General features: G+C 58.8%; 17 protein-coding genes and 2 pseudogenes. 14 read left to right on the top strand and 5 right to left on the bottom strand.

Going from position 1 to position 15,828, the window contains the following annotated elements; translation table 11 throughout:
* Positions 1-7: 7 nt before the first annotated feature.
* The 7 genes from dsbD (at position 8) to DQ405_RS05225 (ending at position 6,893) form a co-directional block, all read left to right on the top strand.
* The gene (gene dsbD / locus DQ405_RS05255; protein ID WP_168423224.1) at positions 8-1,753 is read left to right on the top strand and encodes a protein-disulfide reductase DsbD; all 1,746 of its coding nucleotides are present in this window, start codon (positions 8-10) and stop codon (positions 1,751-1,753) included.
* Positions 1,753-2,571, top strand: a complete 819-nt coding sequence (locus DQ405_RS05250) for a TlpA family protein disulfide reductase (RefSeq protein WP_168423223.1) — start codon at positions 1,753-1,755, stop codon at positions 2,569-2,571. Before dsbD ends, DQ405_RS05250 begins: the two co-directional genes overlap by 1 nt.
* Positions 2,564-3,343 (top strand): thiol:disulfide interchange protein DsbG, encoded by a 780-nt coding sequence (dsbG, locus tag DQ405_RS05245; protein ID WP_446730863.1) that lies wholly within the window; start codon positions 2,564-2,566, stop codon positions 3,341-3,343. The genes DQ405_RS05250 and dsbG overlap by 8 nt, the downstream gene beginning before the upstream one ends.
* 54 nt (positions 3,344-3,397) lie before the next feature.
* Positions 3,398-4,045 carry a c-type cytochrome gene (locus tag DQ405_RS05240; RefSeq protein WP_168423221.1) on the top strand — a complete coding sequence of 216 codons (648 nt, stop codon included), beginning with the start codon at positions 3,398-3,400 and terminating at the stop codon, positions 4,043-4,045.
* Positions 4,042-4,959: a c-type cytochrome gene (locus DQ405_RS05235; RefSeq protein WP_168423220.1), complete on the top strand. Its 918-nt coding sequence runs from the start codon at positions 4,042-4,044 to the stop codon at positions 4,957-4,959. The genes DQ405_RS05240 and DQ405_RS05235 overlap by 4 nt, the downstream gene beginning before the upstream one ends.
* A gap of 203 nt (positions 4,960-5,162) precedes the next feature.
* Positions 5,163-5,555 (top strand): GFA family protein, encoded by a 393-nt coding sequence (locus DQ405_RS05230; protein ID WP_168423219.1) that lies wholly within the window; start codon positions 5,163-5,165, stop codon positions 5,553-5,555.
* Between the two features lie 525 nt (positions 5,556-6,080).
* Positions 6,081-6,893 (top strand): response regulator, encoded by an 813-nt coding sequence (locus DQ405_RS05225; protein WP_168423218.1) that lies wholly within the window; start codon positions 6,081-6,083, stop codon positions 6,891-6,893.
* A gap of 336 nt (positions 6,894-7,229) precedes the next feature.
* Here the strand turns inward: DQ405_RS05225 and DQ405_RS05220 are convergent, their stop codons facing one another.
* Entirely contained in the window at positions 7,230-7,436 is a 207-nt protein-coding gene (locus DQ405_RS05220; protein ID WP_197445814.1) for a hypothetical protein, read from the bottom strand.
* A 68-nt stretch (positions 7,437-7,504) separates the two neighbouring features.
* Positions 7,505-8,401 carry a LysR family transcriptional regulator gene (locus DQ405_RS05215; protein WP_079329350.1) on the bottom strand — a complete coding sequence of 299 codons (897 nt, stop codon included), beginning with the start codon at positions 8,399-8,401 and terminating at the stop codon, positions 7,505-7,507.
* A gap of 140 nt (positions 8,402-8,541) precedes the next feature.
* Between DQ405_RS05215 and DQ405_RS05210 the strand changes: the two genes are divergently transcribed.
* The 5 genes and pseudogenes from DQ405_RS05210 (at position 8,542) to DQ405_RS05190 (ending at position 11,371) form a co-directional block, all read left to right on the top strand.
* Positions 8,542-9,531 (top strand): zinc-dependent alcohol dehydrogenase family protein, encoded by a 990-nt coding sequence (locus DQ405_RS05210; protein ID WP_041756905.1) that lies wholly within the window; start codon positions 8,542-8,544, stop codon positions 9,529-9,531.
* A 149-nt stretch (positions 9,532-9,680) separates the two neighbouring features.
* Positions 9,681-9,992 (top strand): annotated as a pseudogene (locus DQ405_RS05205) (transposase); the annotation flags it as partial.
* Positions 9,976-10,443 (top strand): inositol monophosphatase family protein, encoded by a 468-nt coding sequence (locus tag DQ405_RS05200; RefSeq protein ID WP_157372375.1) that lies wholly within the window; start codon positions 9,976-9,978, stop codon positions 10,441-10,443. The pseudogene DQ405_RS05205 and the gene DQ405_RS05200, both read left to right, overlap by 17 nt.
* 101 nt (positions 10,444-10,544) lie before the next feature.
* Complete coding sequence (locus DQ405_RS05195) at positions 10,545-10,871, top strand: type II toxin-antitoxin system PrlF family antitoxin (RefSeq protein WP_015275815.1); 327 nt, start codon at positions 10,545-10,547, stop codon at positions 10,869-10,871.
* Positions 10,868-11,371, top strand: coding sequence for a type II toxin-antitoxin system YhaV family toxin (locus tag DQ405_RS05190; protein WP_168423217.1), 504 nt, complete (start codon positions 10,868-10,870; stop codon positions 11,369-11,371). Before DQ405_RS05195 ends, DQ405_RS05190 begins: the two co-directional genes overlap by 4 nt.
* Positions 11,372-12,015: 644 nt before the next feature.
* Here the strand turns inward: DQ405_RS05190 and DQ405_RS05185 are convergent.
* Positions 12,016-12,318, bottom strand: coding sequence for a putative quinol monooxygenase (locus DQ405_RS05185; RefSeq protein ID WP_007182542.1), 303 nt, complete (start codon positions 12,316-12,318; stop codon positions 12,016-12,018).
* Between the two features lie 117 nt (positions 12,319-12,435).
* Here DQ405_RS05185 and DQ405_RS05180 point away from each other — a divergent pair, with 117 nt between their 5' ends.
* A complete protein-coding gene (locus tag DQ405_RS05180) occupies positions 12,436-13,398 on the top strand; it encodes a GlxA family transcriptional regulator (protein ID WP_168423216.1) in 963 nt (320 codons plus the stop codon).
* A 204-nt stretch (positions 13,399-13,602) separates the two neighbouring features.
* Positions 13,603-13,797, top strand: a pseudogene (locus DQ405_RS05175) (transposase); the annotation flags it as partial.
* A gap of 103 nt (positions 13,798-13,900) precedes the next feature.
* Here DQ405_RS05175 and DQ405_RS05170 read toward each other — a convergent pair.
* Together DQ405_RS05170 and DQ405_RS05165 are read right to left on the bottom strand one after the other, a co-directional pair.
* Complete coding sequence (locus tag DQ405_RS05170; protein ID WP_168423215.1) at positions 13,901-15,232, bottom strand: DUF3422 family protein; 1,332 nt, start codon at positions 15,230-15,232, stop codon at positions 13,901-13,903.
* A gap of 185 nt (positions 15,233-15,417) precedes the next feature.
* Entirely contained in the window at positions 15,418-15,816 is a 399-nt protein-coding gene (locus DQ405_RS05165; RefSeq protein WP_036993209.1) for a VOC family protein, read from the bottom strand.
* Between the last annotated feature and the right edge of the window lie 12 nt (positions 15,817-15,828).

Genomic DNA, 15,828 nt, shown 5'->3' with positions numbered 1-15,828 from the left:
TTGATGCATGCGAGCAATATTTCTCGTTCTGACCTGTTGCCTCTGGTTTGCTCAGCTGGCAAGCGCCTCACCGTTCACGTTTGGCCAGAAACAACAGGAGTTCCTGCCGGTGGACCAGGCGTTCAGTCTCCACGTCGAACGATCCGAGACTGGCTCAACGGTCCTGACTTGGGATATCGCGCCAGGCTACTACCTCTATCAGGAACGGCTGCGTTTCGTTGGATTGCCGGCTGGCAGCGAGCCGGTACTGCCGCCCGGCCAGCCCTATCACGATGAGTACTTTGGCGACTCGCAGATCTATCGCGACAGCCTGCAAGTCGTCATTCAGGACGCGGATGTCGCCTCGCTCGAACTGGGATGGCAAGGCTGCGCCGATGCCGGACTCTGCTATCCACCGCAGACGCGCACGGTAGCTCTGGGTGACGCCGGGCAAGGGCCATCAGAAACCGTGCAAGCCGACGATCAGGCGTTGGCGAGCGGCCTGGATCAGCAGGCGCTTGGCTGGAGCCTGCTGGTTTTCTTTGGACTTGGCTTGCTACTGGCCTTTGCGCCTTGCTCGCTTCCGATGCTGCCGATCCTTGCCGGTATCGTGGTCGGCAGCCAGGCTGGCCCTCGTCGCGGCATGGCGCTAGCCGCGTCTTACGTGATCAGCATGGCGCTCGTGTACGCGGCGCTTGGCGTCGTGGCTGCGCTGCTCGGTGCCAACCTGCAGGGATGGCTGATGCAGCCCTGGCTGATCGGAAGCTTCGCTGGTCTGTTCGTCCTGCTGTCTTTGCCGATGTTCGGTTTCTTCGAGTTGCAGCTGCCTGCCGGCCTGCGTGATCGGCTGGAACAGGCCGGACGCAAGCGCCAGGGTGGCAGCCTGGCGGGAGCCAGTGCGCTGGGCGTGCTGTCTGGATTGCTGGTCGGGCCCTGCATGACCGCGCCGCTCGCTGCAGCGTTGTTGTATATCGCTCAGAGCGGCAACGCAGTGACCGGAGGCCTCGTGCTGTTCGCGCTGGGCCTGGGGATCGGTACGCCGCTGGTGTTGCTGGTGACGCTGGGCAATCGCTTCCTGCCGAAACCGGGGCCCTGGATGGACCGGGTGAAGGTCGCGTTCGGTTTCCTGTTTCTGGTTGCGGCGCTCTATGTGCTCCGCCCGTTGTTGGCGGACTCGCTGTGGGTAGGTTTGTGGGGGGCGCTGCTGGTGATCGCCGCCAGCGGGCTGCTGCAACTGTCGCGTCAACTTGAGCTGCATCAGGCACTGTGTCGGTCCGTCGCTGCGTTGACCGGCGTCTGGGGCGTGGCGCTGGTGTTGGGAGCGGCGGGCGGTGCGCAGGATCCAACCCGGCCGCTCGGCGTATTCACCGGCGGTGTCGCTTCGGCGATACCCATCGAGGCGTCGCATGGTTTTGTCGGTTTCAGCGAGCCGGCAGCCCTTGACCGTGAGCTCGCCGCGGCCAGGGCCGCAGGACAATGGGTACTGGTCGACTACTACGCAGACTGGTGCGTGTCCTGCAAAGTCATGGAAAAGGAAGTCTTTGGCGATGCCCGGGTGCAGGCCTCGCTCGAGGATGTACGTGTGCTGCGTCCCGATGTGACGAATACCAACGCTGCGACCCGGGAGCTTCTTGATCGCTATCAAGTGATGGGCCCGCCGACACTGCTGTTGATTGGGCCGGACGGGGTGGAGCGCCGTTCGCAGCGGATCACCGGCGAGGTCGATGCCAACCAGTTTCTGAGTAAATGGAACGAAACGATGGAGCGTGGCTGATGCTGACGATCAACCTGGGGCCGCTGTCGCTGGCCGTACCGCATGTATTGCTTCTTGTGAGTCTGTTTCTGGCGATGCTGACGGGCTGGTGGGTTGGGCGACGTAGCGACCGCAATCCCGAGCAGCAGTTGTTCAGGTTGCTGCTAGCGGCGTTGCTGGTTGCCCGCCTGGCGTTCGTGTTGATGTATCTCGAGCATTTCCATGACGAGCCCTGGCGTGTGATTGATATCCGCGACGGTGGCTTCATCGCCTGGCCGGGCGTGCTGGTGGCCCTGCTGCTCGGCGCCTGGCTCGCCTGGCGTGACGGTGGGTTGCGCAAGCCGCTTGGCACTGCGCTGGCAGTGGGTGTGTTGAGCTGGGGCTTCGGAACCTCTGCGCTTCATGCATTCGAGCAGGGCACGCGACTGCCCGAAATGGGCTTGCGAGACCACCAGGGCAGGCCTGTTGCGCTGCACGATTTCGCCGGCAAGCCCCTGGTCGTCAACCTGTGGGCCACCTGGTGTCCGCCATGCCGCCGGGAGATGCCCGTACTGGCCGAAGCGCAGCGCAATGAACCGGACGTGACCTTTCTTTTCGTCAACCAGGGCGAGGGTGAGCGGGTCATCACCGACTTTCTCAATGCCGAAGGGCTTGGCCTGGAAAACGTGCTGCTCGACACCGGCGGCAGGCTTGGCCAGCACGTCGGATCCACGGCATTGCCGACAACGCTTTTCTACGACGCCGGGGGGCGCCAGGTTGGCAGTCACCTGGGTGAACTGTCCCGCGCCAGCCTGGCACGGGCTCTCGAACAACTGGAGAGGAATGCCCAGCATGAATAATCTGCGATCAGCGTCCCTGCTGTTTTCTGCTATCGCCGTGATGTCGGTGCCCATCGCGCTGGCCGACGCTCTACCTCCGGCAATTCAGGCTGTTGAATCCCGAGGTGCCGAAGTCGTCGGCAGCTTCGAGGCGCCAGGTGGTCTGACGGGCTATGCCGCACGCTACAACGGGCAGGGCATCGGGCTGTACCTGACGCCCGACGGAGAGCACGTCCTGATCGGCACACTGCTCGATGCAAGCGGCGAAGACCTGACACAAGCGCCGCTTGAAAAGCTGGTCTACGAACCTTTGGGCAAGGAAATGTGGCAGCGGCTCGAAGGTAGCACCTTGATCACCGATGGCTCAGCCGACGCGCGTCGGATCGTCTATGTGTTCTCCGATCCGAACTGCCCGTTCTGCAATGTCTTCTGGAAACAGGCACGGCCCTGGGTCGAAGCCGGAGACGTTCAGCTTCGCCATGTGATGGTCGGCATGCTGCGTCCGGACAGTGCCGGTAAGTCTGCGGCGCTGCTGGCCGCGGAGGACCCCGAGGCAGCGTTGAACGCCCATGAAGCGGCAGGCAAGGCGAGCAAGCTTGAGCCGATCGAGACTATTTCACCCAAGGTACTAGAAGAGCTTGAAGCCAACCTGATGCTGATGGGTGAGATGGGCGCCTCGGCGACACCCGCGATTTACTACCTGGACGATGAGGGCCGTTTGCAGCAACAGCAGGGCGCTCCCCGGCCTGATTCGCTTAAGGCGATCATGGGGCCGTTATCGACGGATCAGTGATGGGTACCCAACAACGGTTTACCGCTAAAACCCGATAACAATAGTGAGGCTTGTATGAACGTCTCTAGCTGGCCCCTCGCCGGCATCCTTGCGGCATCAATAACAACTGCACAGGCCGCCGACCCTGTAGCCGTGTATACCAAAGGCGGGGCCAAGCCTGCCGCGATGGCTTGCGTTACCTGTCATGGTGCCGAAGGCGAAGGAATGGCAGCCGCCGGATTTCCACGGCTTGCCGGACTGTCCGCCGAGTACATGCAGAAGCAGCTGGCTGATGTTGCCTCCGGCGATCGCGCCAACCCGATCATGCAGCCCATCGCCGCTGCCTTGAGTCCCGAGGAAACGAAAGCAGTCACGACCATGCTCGCGAACAAGCCGCGACCCGATGTCCGGCCCGTCGGACGCGACGATGTGGTGGACGGCCCCGGAGAAACGCTCGCGCTGCGCGGTGCATGGGAGCGCAACATCCCAGAATGCGTCGCCTGCCATGGGCCGAGTGGAGTGGGGGTCGGTGAATCCTTCCCTCCGCTTGCAGGACAATCGGCTCAGTATCTCTCCTCGCAGCTGAACGCTTGGCGTCAGGGCACCCGCAAGAATGACCCTAACGACCTGATGGGGCACATCGCCCGCAACCTTACCGAGGACGAGGTAAAGGCCGTCTCGGCGTACTTCGCCGGCCTGACCGAAACAGGGGCAGGACGATGAACGTTCACAGAAGCGCCTTGCTGTTGATGGCACTCGCCATCCCCGCGCATGCGGATGACATCGCGATGGAGGATCAGTCGCAGATTCTCACCGGCGCGGGCGACCCCGCCAGCGATCGGTATTTCCAACCTCCACAGGAAAGCGAGCTGCCGGACAATGCGTTTGGAAAGCTGGTGCAGGAAGGGCGCGCCATATTTGTCGACACCAAAAACTGGGCGCCTGACTACGTAGGCAACGGACTCGCCTGTGCTAACTGCCACCTTGAGCAGGGCCGTAAAGCCAACTCTGCACCGCTCTGGGCTGCCTACACCATGTATCCGGCGTACCGGAAGAAGAACGACAAGGTGAACAGCTACGCTGAGCGTTTGCAGGGCTGCTTTCAATTCAGCATGAACGGCAAGGCGCCGGAGGCCGATGGCCCGGTGATCGCCGCGCTCTCGGCGTATTCGTACTGGCTCGCGACCGGTGCGCCGACGGGTCAGGAGTTGCCAGGCCGCGCTTATCCCGAGGTGCCGGAGCCCGAGGGTGGCTATGACCTTGCAAAGGGAAAGCAGGTCTACGCTGCTCAATGCGCGATATGTCATGGTGAGAATGGTGAAGGGCAGAAGTCCGGCAATAATTATGTGTTCCCACCCCTGTGGGGGGCGGACTCGTTCAACTGGGGCGCCGGCATGCACCGTATCAATACCGCCGCCGCGTTCATCAAGGAGAACATGCCACTGGGCAAGGGCGGCTCCCTGTCCGACGAAGACGCCTGGCATGTCGCGGCGTTCATGAACAGCCACGAGCGCCCGCAGGATCCACGTCTGATCGGTGGCTCGGTTGAAAAGACGCGTGACAAATACCACGCAAACGATGGTGTCAACCTATACGGCGAGATCGTGAATGGTCAGATGCTGGGCAAGGGCATCTAGCACGAGCTGAAAAGCCAGTGCCGTTGCGGCGGGTCGAATCGCTGTCGGCCGCGGCCTGGTACTTTTCGGCTGATGTGCTTTTTGCAATGCAGGTCTGGTTAGGCCAGGGGTGGTCGGGGCAGCGTTTTAAATGCTGCCCAGGTCTTTGAAGGCATCGGTGGCCATCACAGCTACCGGCATAGTCGTTTGTGAGGAGAAGCAGCGTGGAGCGATTCACCGGTGGTTGCCTTTGCGGCAACGTTCAAATCGTGGCGACAGGCCGTCCATATCGCGTCGGCCTTTGCCATTGTCTCGACTGCCGCAAGCATCATGGAGCCCTGTTTTACGCGGCGGCGGTGTTCTCCCAAGACGCGGTGACGATCAGCGGTGAAACACGCGACTACGCCGGACGCTTCTTCTGCCCTCGCTGTGGTTCGTCCGTGTTCGCACGTACTGGCGATGAAATCGAGGTGCACCTGGGCTCCCTGGATGCGCCTGACCAGCTGATACCAAGCTACGAAAGCTGGGTCGTCCGGCGTGAATCCTGGCTGCCACCGTTTCCGCTCACGAGGCGCTACGACCGTGACCGTGACGGCACGGGGCGCTCTGAGGAATAAATTCAGGGCAGCGGATTTCCCGACCCAGGTTCGTTGGGATCGTTGACGCGCCGTATAGGATCGGTTGGCCGTACGCCTGGTCCGGGAGCAGGTCTACCGGAGGGTCGGTTATCGTTGTCCGGTCGTTTCTGCACGTCTGGGTTATCCGTGACGAAATCGGGCGCGGGGCTATGGCTGGGATTCTGGTCTTGCCCCGGGACGGGCTGCTGATTATGCGGTCGGTCGAGCGGATCGATACTCATGGATCACCTCCGATTGAGCTGTGAATGGCCCTTTTCATTTGAGGTGATTCGCCGTGATTGGTGCGTGCCGCATGTCGGCATGGCATGCCAGGTCATGTCGGTGTGCCTGGAGATGTTTGCTTTGGATAGGGAGCGGTCGGAACTGTGACGCTGCGGATTTGGCAGCACGCCGGGGATGCTTAGAATGACTGGCTGGCGTCTTTACAAATCTTTGGAGTTTTATGAACACTCCTTCGAAGCAGGCCAGCGTTTTTCTAATCGACGATGATCCCACATCCTCGAAGTGCATGCGGCGCTGCTTCGGTCCATTGGTCTGAACGTGTACTGCTTCGCGTCTTCAAGGGCGTTTCTCGATACGAATGTTTCTTTGGCTTGCGGGTGCATCCTGTCGGATCTGCGCATGCCTGTGATGGGAGGGCTGCAGCTTCAAGCCGAACTGCTCGCGCGGGGTATCGACACCCCGATCATCTTCATTACCGGTCACGCTGACGTGGCGACTGCCGTCGAGGCGATGCGTCGCGGTGCGTTCGATTACGTCGAAAAGCCGTTACACGGCCAGCAGCTGCTGGATCGCGTCAATGCGGCCTTGCCACAAAGCCGCGAGTGCCACGATGAGCCTTGCAACGACAGGCGCGCGAAGCGCGTTTGTCTGCAATTACGCGAGCGTTTGCAGTCGCTTGTCTCGGGTGTTCTGCCCATGTGGGGGCAGCACCTGGATCTGGCCCGTGGGCAGGTCGGCAGCGCTATCAATGGCCTGTCGTCCGGCTTCGCCGAGCTGAGCCAGCGCCTGATGACCGACGCTCCGCAAAATGGCCAGGAGCAGAGCGGCCGCGCCATCGAAACCATTCAGCGGGCCGAGCTTGGCCTGCACAAGATCACCGACGCCTTGCTGCAGACCCAGCAGTACCGCGCGCACCTGCTGGCCGAAATCGACAGCATCGCCAGTACCACCAGGAATACACGAGCACATGGATGTCGACGGACATCCATGGATGCCGGTAGCGCTGAAAGCCCCGTGTTTACTGAATTTCAGACAAAAAAAAGGACGTCCGTGGACGCCCTTAGATGTGTATTTGGTGGAGCCGGGGGGATTTGAATCCCAAACTTCAATATCCCGGCCAAATCAAGGCTTCAGCGCATTATGCAAGAAACCTTGATTTGTTGGATTGCTCACAGTGAGCGCGAGTATATGAACCTTTCGAGCCTTGTCAAGCATCGCAGTCACCTATCTGTGAGAGTGGCTTTGCGTGCGTTGGCGAGTAGAGCTGCCCGCAGTCGGTTGGGTTTAGGCTGCGTTGAAGCCAAACGCTCCTGAGTTTGAAGTTACCAATGATCTAGGGAGGCGTCTTGGGTTTCTAAGGTGTTCCCGTTGGCACCCGATCATAATCACCTCAACTCAATTTACGGTCTTATTTTGACTGCGGTTTGAGGTTCATGGAGCAGGATTGCCTGGTGTGATTCCAGGTTTCAATCGCGAGGTGCGAAAATGGATGGGGCGATTCACCCGCTCCTGGATCAGGCGGTCCAGCACCTTATGGACCTGCGGCCCCAGGCCAACGAACACGGCATCCTTCAGTTCTTCGACTTCCGCCGCGAAGTGCTCCAGCAGGTACTTCCTCAGCAAGGGGTGCTTGGTCATATCCGGTGAGCCACGGTAATCGTCGTCCTTTACGAATACCGGATAGCGCAGACATTGATTTTCGTGCGTTAGAGAGGGCCTCGCTGCCCAAAAGCCTCACGCGCAAACTCCAAGAAGCTGCGCAGCTTTGGAGTCATTCTTCGGTCAGGGGTATAGAGGATGTGCATTGCGGTATTCGGCACGGGGTACTGCGGCAACAGACGCACCAGTGTCCCATCGCGCAGTGCATCGCTAACCAACTCTATCGGCTGTAGAACCACACCTAGACCAGCTACAGCCGCTGCCAGCAGTGGATCACCTTGATTGATCGTTAATTTGCTTGTAATAGGAACATCTATACGCCCCTCCGGGCTGTCGAAGCTCCAGTGTGAGCGGCCATCAGAATAGGTAAACCCCAGACACTCCTGCTGCTGTAGATCCCACGGATTGATGATGGGAGGGCGACGTGCAAGATAGGACGGCGCAGCGCATAAAACCATCTGATAGGGCTCCAGTGGCACTGCCTTCAACCCACTGCTCACCAGCTCGCCGATGCGAAATACCACGTCGTAACCATCATCAACGATATCGACCAGTTCGTTCGATAACGTTAGGTCAACAGACACCTGAGGATACCGAACCATGTATTCCAGCAGGCGTGGCGAAAGCGTGCGAATTCCGAACGTGACCGGCGCGTTGATGCGAAGGCGGCCGCTTGGTGTGCCCCGAGTGAGGGCTGCCAGGTTCTCGGCAGACTGCATGTCTGCAAGGATCAGTTTTGCTCGCGGGTAGAACGCCCTGCCGAAGTCGGTGAGGCTTTGCCTGCGCGTAGTCCGGTGCAGCAGGGAAACACCCAGATGTTGTTCGAGCATTTTCACCTGTTTCCCTACCAATTGAGGGGAGAGATTCAGGTCGTCCGCAGCGGCGCTGAATGAACCCAGCTCAACTGTTTTGACGAACGTGGCCATCTGGGTCAGGCGATCCATTATAAACACTCTGTTTCTAGTAATGCGCCATCGTAGGCCTTTATCTAGCGCCAACCAATGACTAAATTTTCGTCACCTTTCGAGTGCCCGGATACCTTCCGGATGTACGTCGAGGCCCATTGATAAACGAGATATCTATGATGGCACGCATTGTCAGAATTCATGAATACGGTGACGCCAGCGTTCTGAAGCTGGAAGATCTGGAAGTATCGGCACCAGCAGCAAACGAGGTGCAAATTAGTGTTAAAGCCATTGGCTTGAACCGAGCCGAAGTGATGTTCCGCAATCACGCATACCTACAAGAAGCGGAGTTCCCCAGCCGCTTAGGCTACGAGGCCGCAGGCATCGTAACGGCAGTTGGGAGCGACGTAACCGAGATCACGATTGGTGACTCGGTCGCTCTGATCCCACCTCTGGATATTGCTCGCTGGGGCACCTACGGCGAGTTGGCCAATGTACCGGCCCACCTGGTGGTAAAGAGCCCTGAGAACTTGTCCTTTGAAGAGGCTGCGGCGTCTTGGATGCAGTACGTCACCGCCTGGGGGGCATTGATTGAACAGGCGAAGCTACGGCAGGGCGATTTTGTCATCGTTACCGCCGCGTCAAGCAGTGTTGGCTTGGCCGCCTTCCAAATGGCTCGTATGGTCGGCGCCACATCGATTGCGATCACTCGAACTCACGCGAAGAAGCAAGCCCTACTTGATGCAGGCGCTGCGCATGTCATCGTCAGCGATGAAGAGGATATCGTCGAGCGTGTTATGACGATAACTGCCGGTCAAGGCGCTCGCGTTGTATTCGATCCTGTAGGCGGGCCGTCCTTTGAACCTCTCACGCAGAGCATGGCGCGGGGCGGAATTTTGCTGGAGTACGGCGCACTTAGCTCTGAACCGACACCATTCCCACTGTTTACCGTGCTGGGCAAAAGCCTGACTTTGAAGGGCTATATCTACGCAGAGATTGTGGCCGACCTTGAAGCCCTAGAGAGAGCAAAGGCTTTTATTCTGCAAGGGTTGAAGTCCGGTACGTTGCGCCCGATCATCGCAAAGACATTCGCACTTAGCGACATCCAGGATGCCCATCGTTTCCTTGAAGCCAATCAGCAGATCGGCAAGATCGTGGTAACTGTCTGACCAGCAATTATGGGGCTGAGAGCGTAATCCTTCGGCCCCGATTCAAGCCAGCCCTGATGACCGCTATTGGCCGATTCTGTTGAAAAAGTAGCTGCTCCCCCCATGCTGTTGGCAGAATTGCTCTGTCAGCTAGCGCGGGGGCGAACAGCATGATGGGACAGTTACCAGGAGGACAGCAGTGCCTGTTCTACTCGTTCAATCTGGAAGACCACGTTCCGCCCCAACACCTCTTACGCAGCATCGACCAGTGCCTGGATCTCAGCGATCTGCGTGCCTACCTGGCGGATTTCTATAGCCCCATCGGGCGCACCTCGATTGACCCGGAATTGATGGTGCGCATGCTGGTCGTCGGCTACTGCTATGGCATCCTTTCCAAACGGCGATCGTGAGAAGAGGTGCACTTAAACCTGGCCTATCGCTGGTTCTGCCGACTGGGCTTTGAGGATGAAGTACCCAATCACTGGTGATTCCGACTGCGTCGCATGGGCAAAAGGGGCACCGTGTGTGCTTCGCAATGGGAGCCCCATTAAAGCGACACTCGCCCAAAAAGAATGGAATCAAGACAGCAGAGTTATGGTCAGCACTGCGGCAACGAACAAGCCCGAAATCAATTCTGAATTGTGCTCACCAGGTTGCTTTGTGGCGATGCCCAGCATCGCCTATCGGTTGGCACGAGTCGCAGCAGGTGATGGGGATGCAGGCGTATCGCTTGTGCCGGTTTCAGCACACGATGTGGCTGCAGGTCATGCGCTGCTAATTGGCGCAGGGGGTGTGCTGATTGACCAGGATGGGAACAGCATCACTTATGTCACTGAAGCCGACATGCAGACAGTATCTCGGAGATGTTTTGGCGGCACCTCAGAAGCATGTAAGACGCTGGTTACCCGCAACTGGAGCACGGTATTCAGCTAGCCCATTGCTCGACTATCGCCCCAGCTCAGACAATGCAACCGCATTGACAAGGTAATGCATCCGCATTACCTTGAAACAACTCACACGAGCCGGAGCAAGTCATGGCCAGAGCACTTGAAGTCGAATCCACCCTTACCGACCGCTATCAGACGACGGTACCAGAAACGGTTCGCCGCGCACTTCAGCTAAACAAGCGCGACAAAATCCATTACTCGATTCGCCCCAGCGGTGAGGTCGTGCTGAGCCGTGCTGAGCCCACTGAGGATGACCCGGCAATCGGCCAGTTTCTCAGCTTTCTTGCACATGACATCGCAGCGAACCCTCAGCACCTGCGAGCCATAGATTCAGATCTCGTGGCACGCATTCATTCGCTGGTCGATAGCAACGATATAGATCTGGATGCCCCGCTGTCGGCAGACGATGAATGAGCCAAGACCAAGGTAAGCCACTGGTTGCTCATGGCTGGACAGTATTTGCGCACCCCTTGTTTCTGGATCAGCTCGAAACCCTCATTCAGCAAGTTGAGCTCTCAAAACAAAAAGACCCCGTGGGTTATCGCAAGAATAATGCAGCCAAGCGGCTGGCAGCCATCACCAAGCTGGCTTTTGACGTTATCCCACAAGACCCGAGCAAGCCCGAATACCGCCAAGGTGGCACATTTGGCGAGGAACATAAGCACTGGTTCCGTGCCAAGTTTTTTCAGCAGTATCGGCTGTTCTTCCGGTACCACGGCCCAAGCAAGGTAATCATCTTGGCGTGGGTTAATGACGAAGACACCAAGCGTGCCTATGAGAGCAGCGATGACGCCTACGAGGTGTTTCGAAAAATGCTCGCAAGCGGACATCCACCTGACTCGTGGGATAAGCTGCTGAATGAAGCCACGCAGGAAAACGCACGATTAAATTCGGCCGCCACCTCGGTCAACTGAGCCCCCAACAAGCTGCCGGTTCAAATCCCTATCGAGGATTTGAACCCAGAACATCCTTCCCGCACCGCGCGGCGCCTTTAAACTGGAAATCGTTTTGGTTGCGCTCTTGACGGAAGGCTCAAGGTTCCTATATTGCTTAAGAGTGAAATCCTACAAATCAGTTTTCAGAGACCAAGTGCCTGAAACGCTGATTTGAGCTGGGTATTTTTGTCTTTGGATTCAAATCCCCCGGCTCCGAGCCCCCGCAGGAGTTCGAATCGTTACGTACGAACCCCCAGAAACCCTCACTAGCCCGCACGGCCCGATGCTAGGTCGTTGATTTTCAACAAACCGCTCTATCGGTCCGCGCTTGCGGACTGCGGACTTTCGATTGGCCGGAAATCTGGCTCGCCCAGACGGCTCTCGGTACCGACACGTTGCAAACAGTCGGTACTTCTCGATAACTACCCGACGAATCGGAACATCACAGCCAGCCCTGATGTTGCCCCTGCTTGCTGACGCAGCTTGGAAGTTCTGGCTGCAATATTGCCCCCCATCGCTGTGGAAAGTAGCTCCCTGGGCAAGTGCAATCGAGGGGGGGATCGCTGCGTAGAGCTTGTGACCCCCATCCTGCAGCGTGACCTGATTGGGTCAAGGCCGGGTTGTCATGCAGGCAGTTTGGCTGCAAGCAGTTCGACCTTCTCGATATTGGGCGGAGAACTGAGCAAGGTCGCGGCGTTGGCCATCAAGGCCGCGGCGATCTGGCCGTTCAGATGTGCTTGGCGACCTGCCTCATCGGCAAAGGCATCGAACACACCGAACGTCGAAGGGCCAAACTTCAATGCGAACCAGGCAGTGGTGCCGGACTCTGCGTTGGCGAGTGGCAGTGCGCTGGCCAGGAAGTCGGCAAGCGCAGCCTCCTGGCCGGGTTTGGCTTCGAGGCGAACAAACAGGGCGAGCTTGGTCATGCTGTAATCCTTGGGGTAAATGGAAAAGTGGGTGAAGGGATCGACGAGACAGCAGCCTAAGTCTTCATAATAGACATCTCTATAGGCAATAATGACAACATTGATATCATTGTTGCCATGAAAATCCACATCCTTGTTTGTGATGGCGTGTTTGATCTGGGGCTTGCGGCCCTGACTGACACCCTTGGCTTGGCCAACGCAATGGCGGGCTCGCTGCCACAGGCTCCCGCGCCCATCGAGATCACGCTGGTGGCCGTGCGGCGTCGCATCCGGACTGCGCAAGGCTTGACGGTCCCCGTGGTCACTGCGCGTGGTGTGCCAGAACCAGACGTCGTGCTCGTGCCCGCGTTTGGTGACAAGATGCCTGACACGCTCTCGGCTCGGCTCACACGCCCCGACGTGCCCGATGCGGTCGCCGCGCTACAGCTGTGGTCCACCGCTGGCGCGCACCTTGGTGCCGCCTGCTCCGGTAGTTTCTTGCTTGCAGAGAGTGGCCTGCTTGATGGGCATCGTGCGACGACGTCATGGTGGCTGGGGCCGATGTTTCGGCAGCGCTATCCGAACGTCACGCTGGACGAGTCACGCATGATCGTGAACTCGACACGCTTCACTACCGCGGGTGCCGCTTTGGCCCACGTCGACCTGGCCTTGCGCATCATCCGGGGGCGCAATCCGGCGCTGGCGGCCCTAGTAGCACGCTATCTGCTGGTCGAGGCACGCAGTTCGCAAGCCGAGTTCGTGATTCCCGACCACCTTGCGCATGCCGACCCGATGGTGGAGCGCTTCGAGTGCTGGGCCAGAAGTCAGCTCGCGAAGGGGTTCTCGCTGGCCGAGGCGGCCAGCGCCGCGGGCACAAGCGAGCGCACCTTGGCGCGGCGGCTGCAAAGCGTTTTGGGCAAGACACCGTTGTCGTATTTCCAGGACCTGCGCGTGGAGCATGCCGTCCATCTCTTGCGCACCGGAAACGCGAGCGTCGACCAAGTCGCCGCACAGGTCGGGTACTCGGATGGGGTGACCCTGCGGGCCCTGTTGCGCCGCAAGCTGGGCCGGGGTGTCAGGGAGTTGCGACGCGGTGGATGACCAGAGGCGTTTGGTGTATGTACAGCTGGAGACCGCCGGGAAACTGACGCAGGCCAAACGGCGCATTTGGACCTGATAAAACTACTGCGCCACGTTATTTGAACTGGTTTGCTAGGGTCTGTTGCCATTTCGCGCTAACCCATTGATCTATAAGAGCAAGCCCGTATCGTTGAAGCTCTGACCCAACATCGATACGAGCTTGCAATGCCCCGATTACTGCTCAGCGATGAGCATTGGTCGAAGCTGCGGGAAATTCTGCTGCACAAGGCCATCTACAACAAGCGTGATCTACGAATGACCGTGGAGGGCATGCTGTACCGCATGCGCACGGGATGTCCCTGGAGAGACCTGCCCAAGGCGTTTGGCTACTGGAATAAGGTCTACAAACGCTTCAATGCAGGCCGCAGCGGTACAAGAGGATTCACCGAAAGAATTGCTTGGCATGTTGTTCTCCTCTGTTCAAACGGACGGCGCAGCTATCGCGCGCCAGGACGGCAGCTCGTCAGGAAGATTTCTCTTCCGCCGCCGTGTCGCTGTGGGCGTGTCTTATCCTGCGGACGATCCACCAGATCGTCAGCATCACCGCAGGTACCAGAACCGCCATCACCGGCGCCACGCTGTCGTGAACGATCGGAATGCCCTTGAGCAGGTAGCCGAGAAGACTCACGACGTAATAAGAAATTGCCGCGACCGACAGGCCTTCGACGGTTTGCTGAAGGCGCAATTGCAACTTGGCCCGGTTGTTCATCGAAGCCAGCAGATCGCGGTTCTGGCGTTCAAGTTCGACGTCGATCCACGAACGCAGCAACGCGATGGCTCGGGTCAGTTTGTCGGAGAGCTTGGCCTGGCGCTCCTTTACGGATTGGCACGTCCGCATGGCTGGAGCGATGCGACGCTGCAGGAAGTCCGCCCAGGTGCTGTATCCGGATACGGCCACTTCTGAAAGCGCAGCCAGCCTTTCCTCGACGATCTCGTAGTAGGCACGGCTGGCGCCGAAGCGATAGAGATTTGCCGCGACGCCAGCTTCCAGTTCGGCGGCCAGACCGGTCAATTCGGAAAGCAGCACGTCGCTATCGCGGCGTTCTACCAAACTCGTACACATCTCGTCAGTGATCGCTGCAAGGCGCGACTCCATGCGTCGCAGCTCCGACGTCATCGATCGCGTCAACGGCAGAGACAGCAACGCCAAGGTACGGTACGTCTCGATCTCCAATAGACGTTGAGCCAGCGCACCTGCCCGCGCCGGGGTCAAATCACGAGCAAGGATGAGGATCTGCGTCAGGCCATCCTCATCCTGTCGGAAGTCGGTCAAGATGGCGGCAGAGCCGTTCTCTACCAGCGAGTAGCACAGGCTGGCAGGATCGAAGCGATCAGCCTCCTTCTCCGTTTCTGGCATCCACGGAAGAAGTCTCAAGCGGATGCCGGATACGACCGGCCGAGGAACAAATCCATATTTGAAGGGATTTTCTCCGCAAGGCTCTCCCGTCTTGGAATCCAGCGAAGCGCACCAGAGATACGTAGAGAACTCGGTGTGCTTTTCACAGTGAAGGTCTCCCTCATCCCATGTCACGCCGTGTAGCGGCGTAGCGTGGTCGGGCTCGGCAACGCCGAAGCGATGAGATAACTCGCTCATCGCCATCTGATCCCTGGCCTGGTCGCCTTCGGTCATGAAAGAGAGCTGCAATATACCGCGGGGGGCCTGAAGCAACAGATGCGGGCGCGCATGCACTTCACCCACGGCTGCAGCACGATCGGCATAGGCCGGCATGCCGTACACGGTGGCGGTCGGGGTGGGTTGTACGGTCGTCGTATTGATATTGGCCGGCTCTTTCATAACGACCTCATTTCTCATTGGTTGAAAAGCACGCTTCAAAACAAATGCCCGCAGCCATGCGTTTCACACATGGCTGCGGGCCGATCTTCATGAGCAGGCACCGCGTTACACAGTCCGTCTAACAGGCTCGCCGTATAATAGAGGCTTGTGCTGACCCTGTCAGAACGCTCTCAGCTTCCTTGCTTTCAGACGAAGGTGTACGAGCAGACCTTGTTGCCCGCCGGATCACGCAGGTAGGCCGCATAGGCACCCGGCAGGTGACCACGTGCGCCAGGTTGGCCCTCGTCAGTGCCGCCTGCGGCAAGGCCGGCGGCGTGGAAGGCATGCACTTCAGCGGGAGTGGCGACCGCAAAGCCGATCGTCACGCCGTTGCTGGAAGGCGCTTCACCATTGCCCGGGCGGGCGATGATGAAAGCCGGCTTTTCGCGACCGAAAAGTACCCATCCGTTGTTGAAAGGACCGAGGTTCTTGATGCCAAGAGCACCCAGAGCGGCGTCGTAGAACGCGACCGACTTCTGAAGGTCGGCAGCGCCGATAAAAATGTGCGAAAAGATGCCATCGCCAGAAATGACAGGAGTGGACATGATTAATTTCCT

This window comes from Pseudomonas sp. SST3, from assembly GCF_003325755.1.
This window is presented reverse-complemented; position numbering and strand designations above follow the sequence as displayed.

Excerpts from the sequence above, each read along its gene's own strand:
- DQ405_RS05195 (WP_015275815.1), top strand. The coding sequence starts at position 10,545 with ATGGCCAGAGCACTTGAAGTCGAATCCACCCTTACCGACCGCTATCAG.
- DQ405_RS05165 (WP_036993209.1), bottom strand. The coding sequence starts at position 15,816 with ATGTCCACTCCTGTCATTTCTGGCGATGGCATCTTTTCGCACATTTTT.
- DQ405_RS05215 (WP_079329350.1), bottom strand. The coding sequence starts at position 8,401 with ATGGATCGCCTGACCCAGATGGCCACGTTCGTCAAAACAGTTGAGCTG.
- DQ405_RS05250 (WP_168423223.1), top strand. The coding sequence starts at position 1,753 with ATGCTGACGATCAACCTGGGGCCGCTGTCGCTGGCCGTACCGCATGTA.
- DQ405_RS05200 (WP_157372375.1), top strand. The coding sequence starts at position 9,976 with ATGAAGTACCCAATCACTGGTGATTCCGACTGCGTCGCATGGGCAAAA.
- DQ405_RS05170 (WP_168423215.1), bottom strand. The coding sequence starts at position 15,232 with ATGAAAGAGCCGGCCAATATCAATACGACGACCGTACAACCCACCCCG.
- DQ405_RS05210 (WP_041756905.1), top strand. The coding sequence starts at position 8,542 with ATGGCACGCATTGTCAGAATTCATGAATACGGTGACGCCAGCGTTCTG.
- DQ405_RS05185 (WP_007182542.1), bottom strand. The coding sequence starts at position 12,318 with ATGACCAAGCTCGCCCTGTTTGTTCGCCTCGAAGCCAAACCCGGCCAG.
- DQ405_RS05240 (WP_168423221.1), top strand. The coding sequence starts at position 3,398 with ATGAACGTCTCTAGCTGGCCCCTCGCCGGCATCCTTGCGGCATCAATA.
- dsbG (WP_446730863.1), top strand. The coding sequence starts at position 2,564 with ATGAATAATCTGCGATCAGCGTCCCTGCTGTTTTCTGCTATCGCCGTG.
- DQ405_RS05220 (WP_197445814.1), bottom strand. The coding sequence starts at position 7,436 with ATGACCAAGCACCCCTTGCTGAGGAAGTACCTGCTGGAGCACTTCGCG.
- DQ405_RS05235 (WP_168423220.1), top strand. The coding sequence starts at position 4,042 with ATGAACGTTCACAGAAGCGCCTTGCTGTTGATGGCACTCGCCATCCCC.
- DQ405_RS05180 (WP_168423216.1), top strand. The coding sequence starts at position 12,436 with ATGAAAATCCACATCCTTGTTTGTGATGGCGTGTTTGATCTGGGGCTT.
- dsbD (WP_168423224.1), top strand. The coding sequence starts at position 8 with ATGCGAGCAATATTTCTCGTTCTGACCTGTTGCCTCTGGTTTGCTCAG.
- DQ405_RS05190 (WP_168423217.1), top strand. The coding sequence starts at position 10,868 with ATGAGCCAAGACCAAGGTAAGCCACTGGTTGCTCATGGCTGGACAGTA.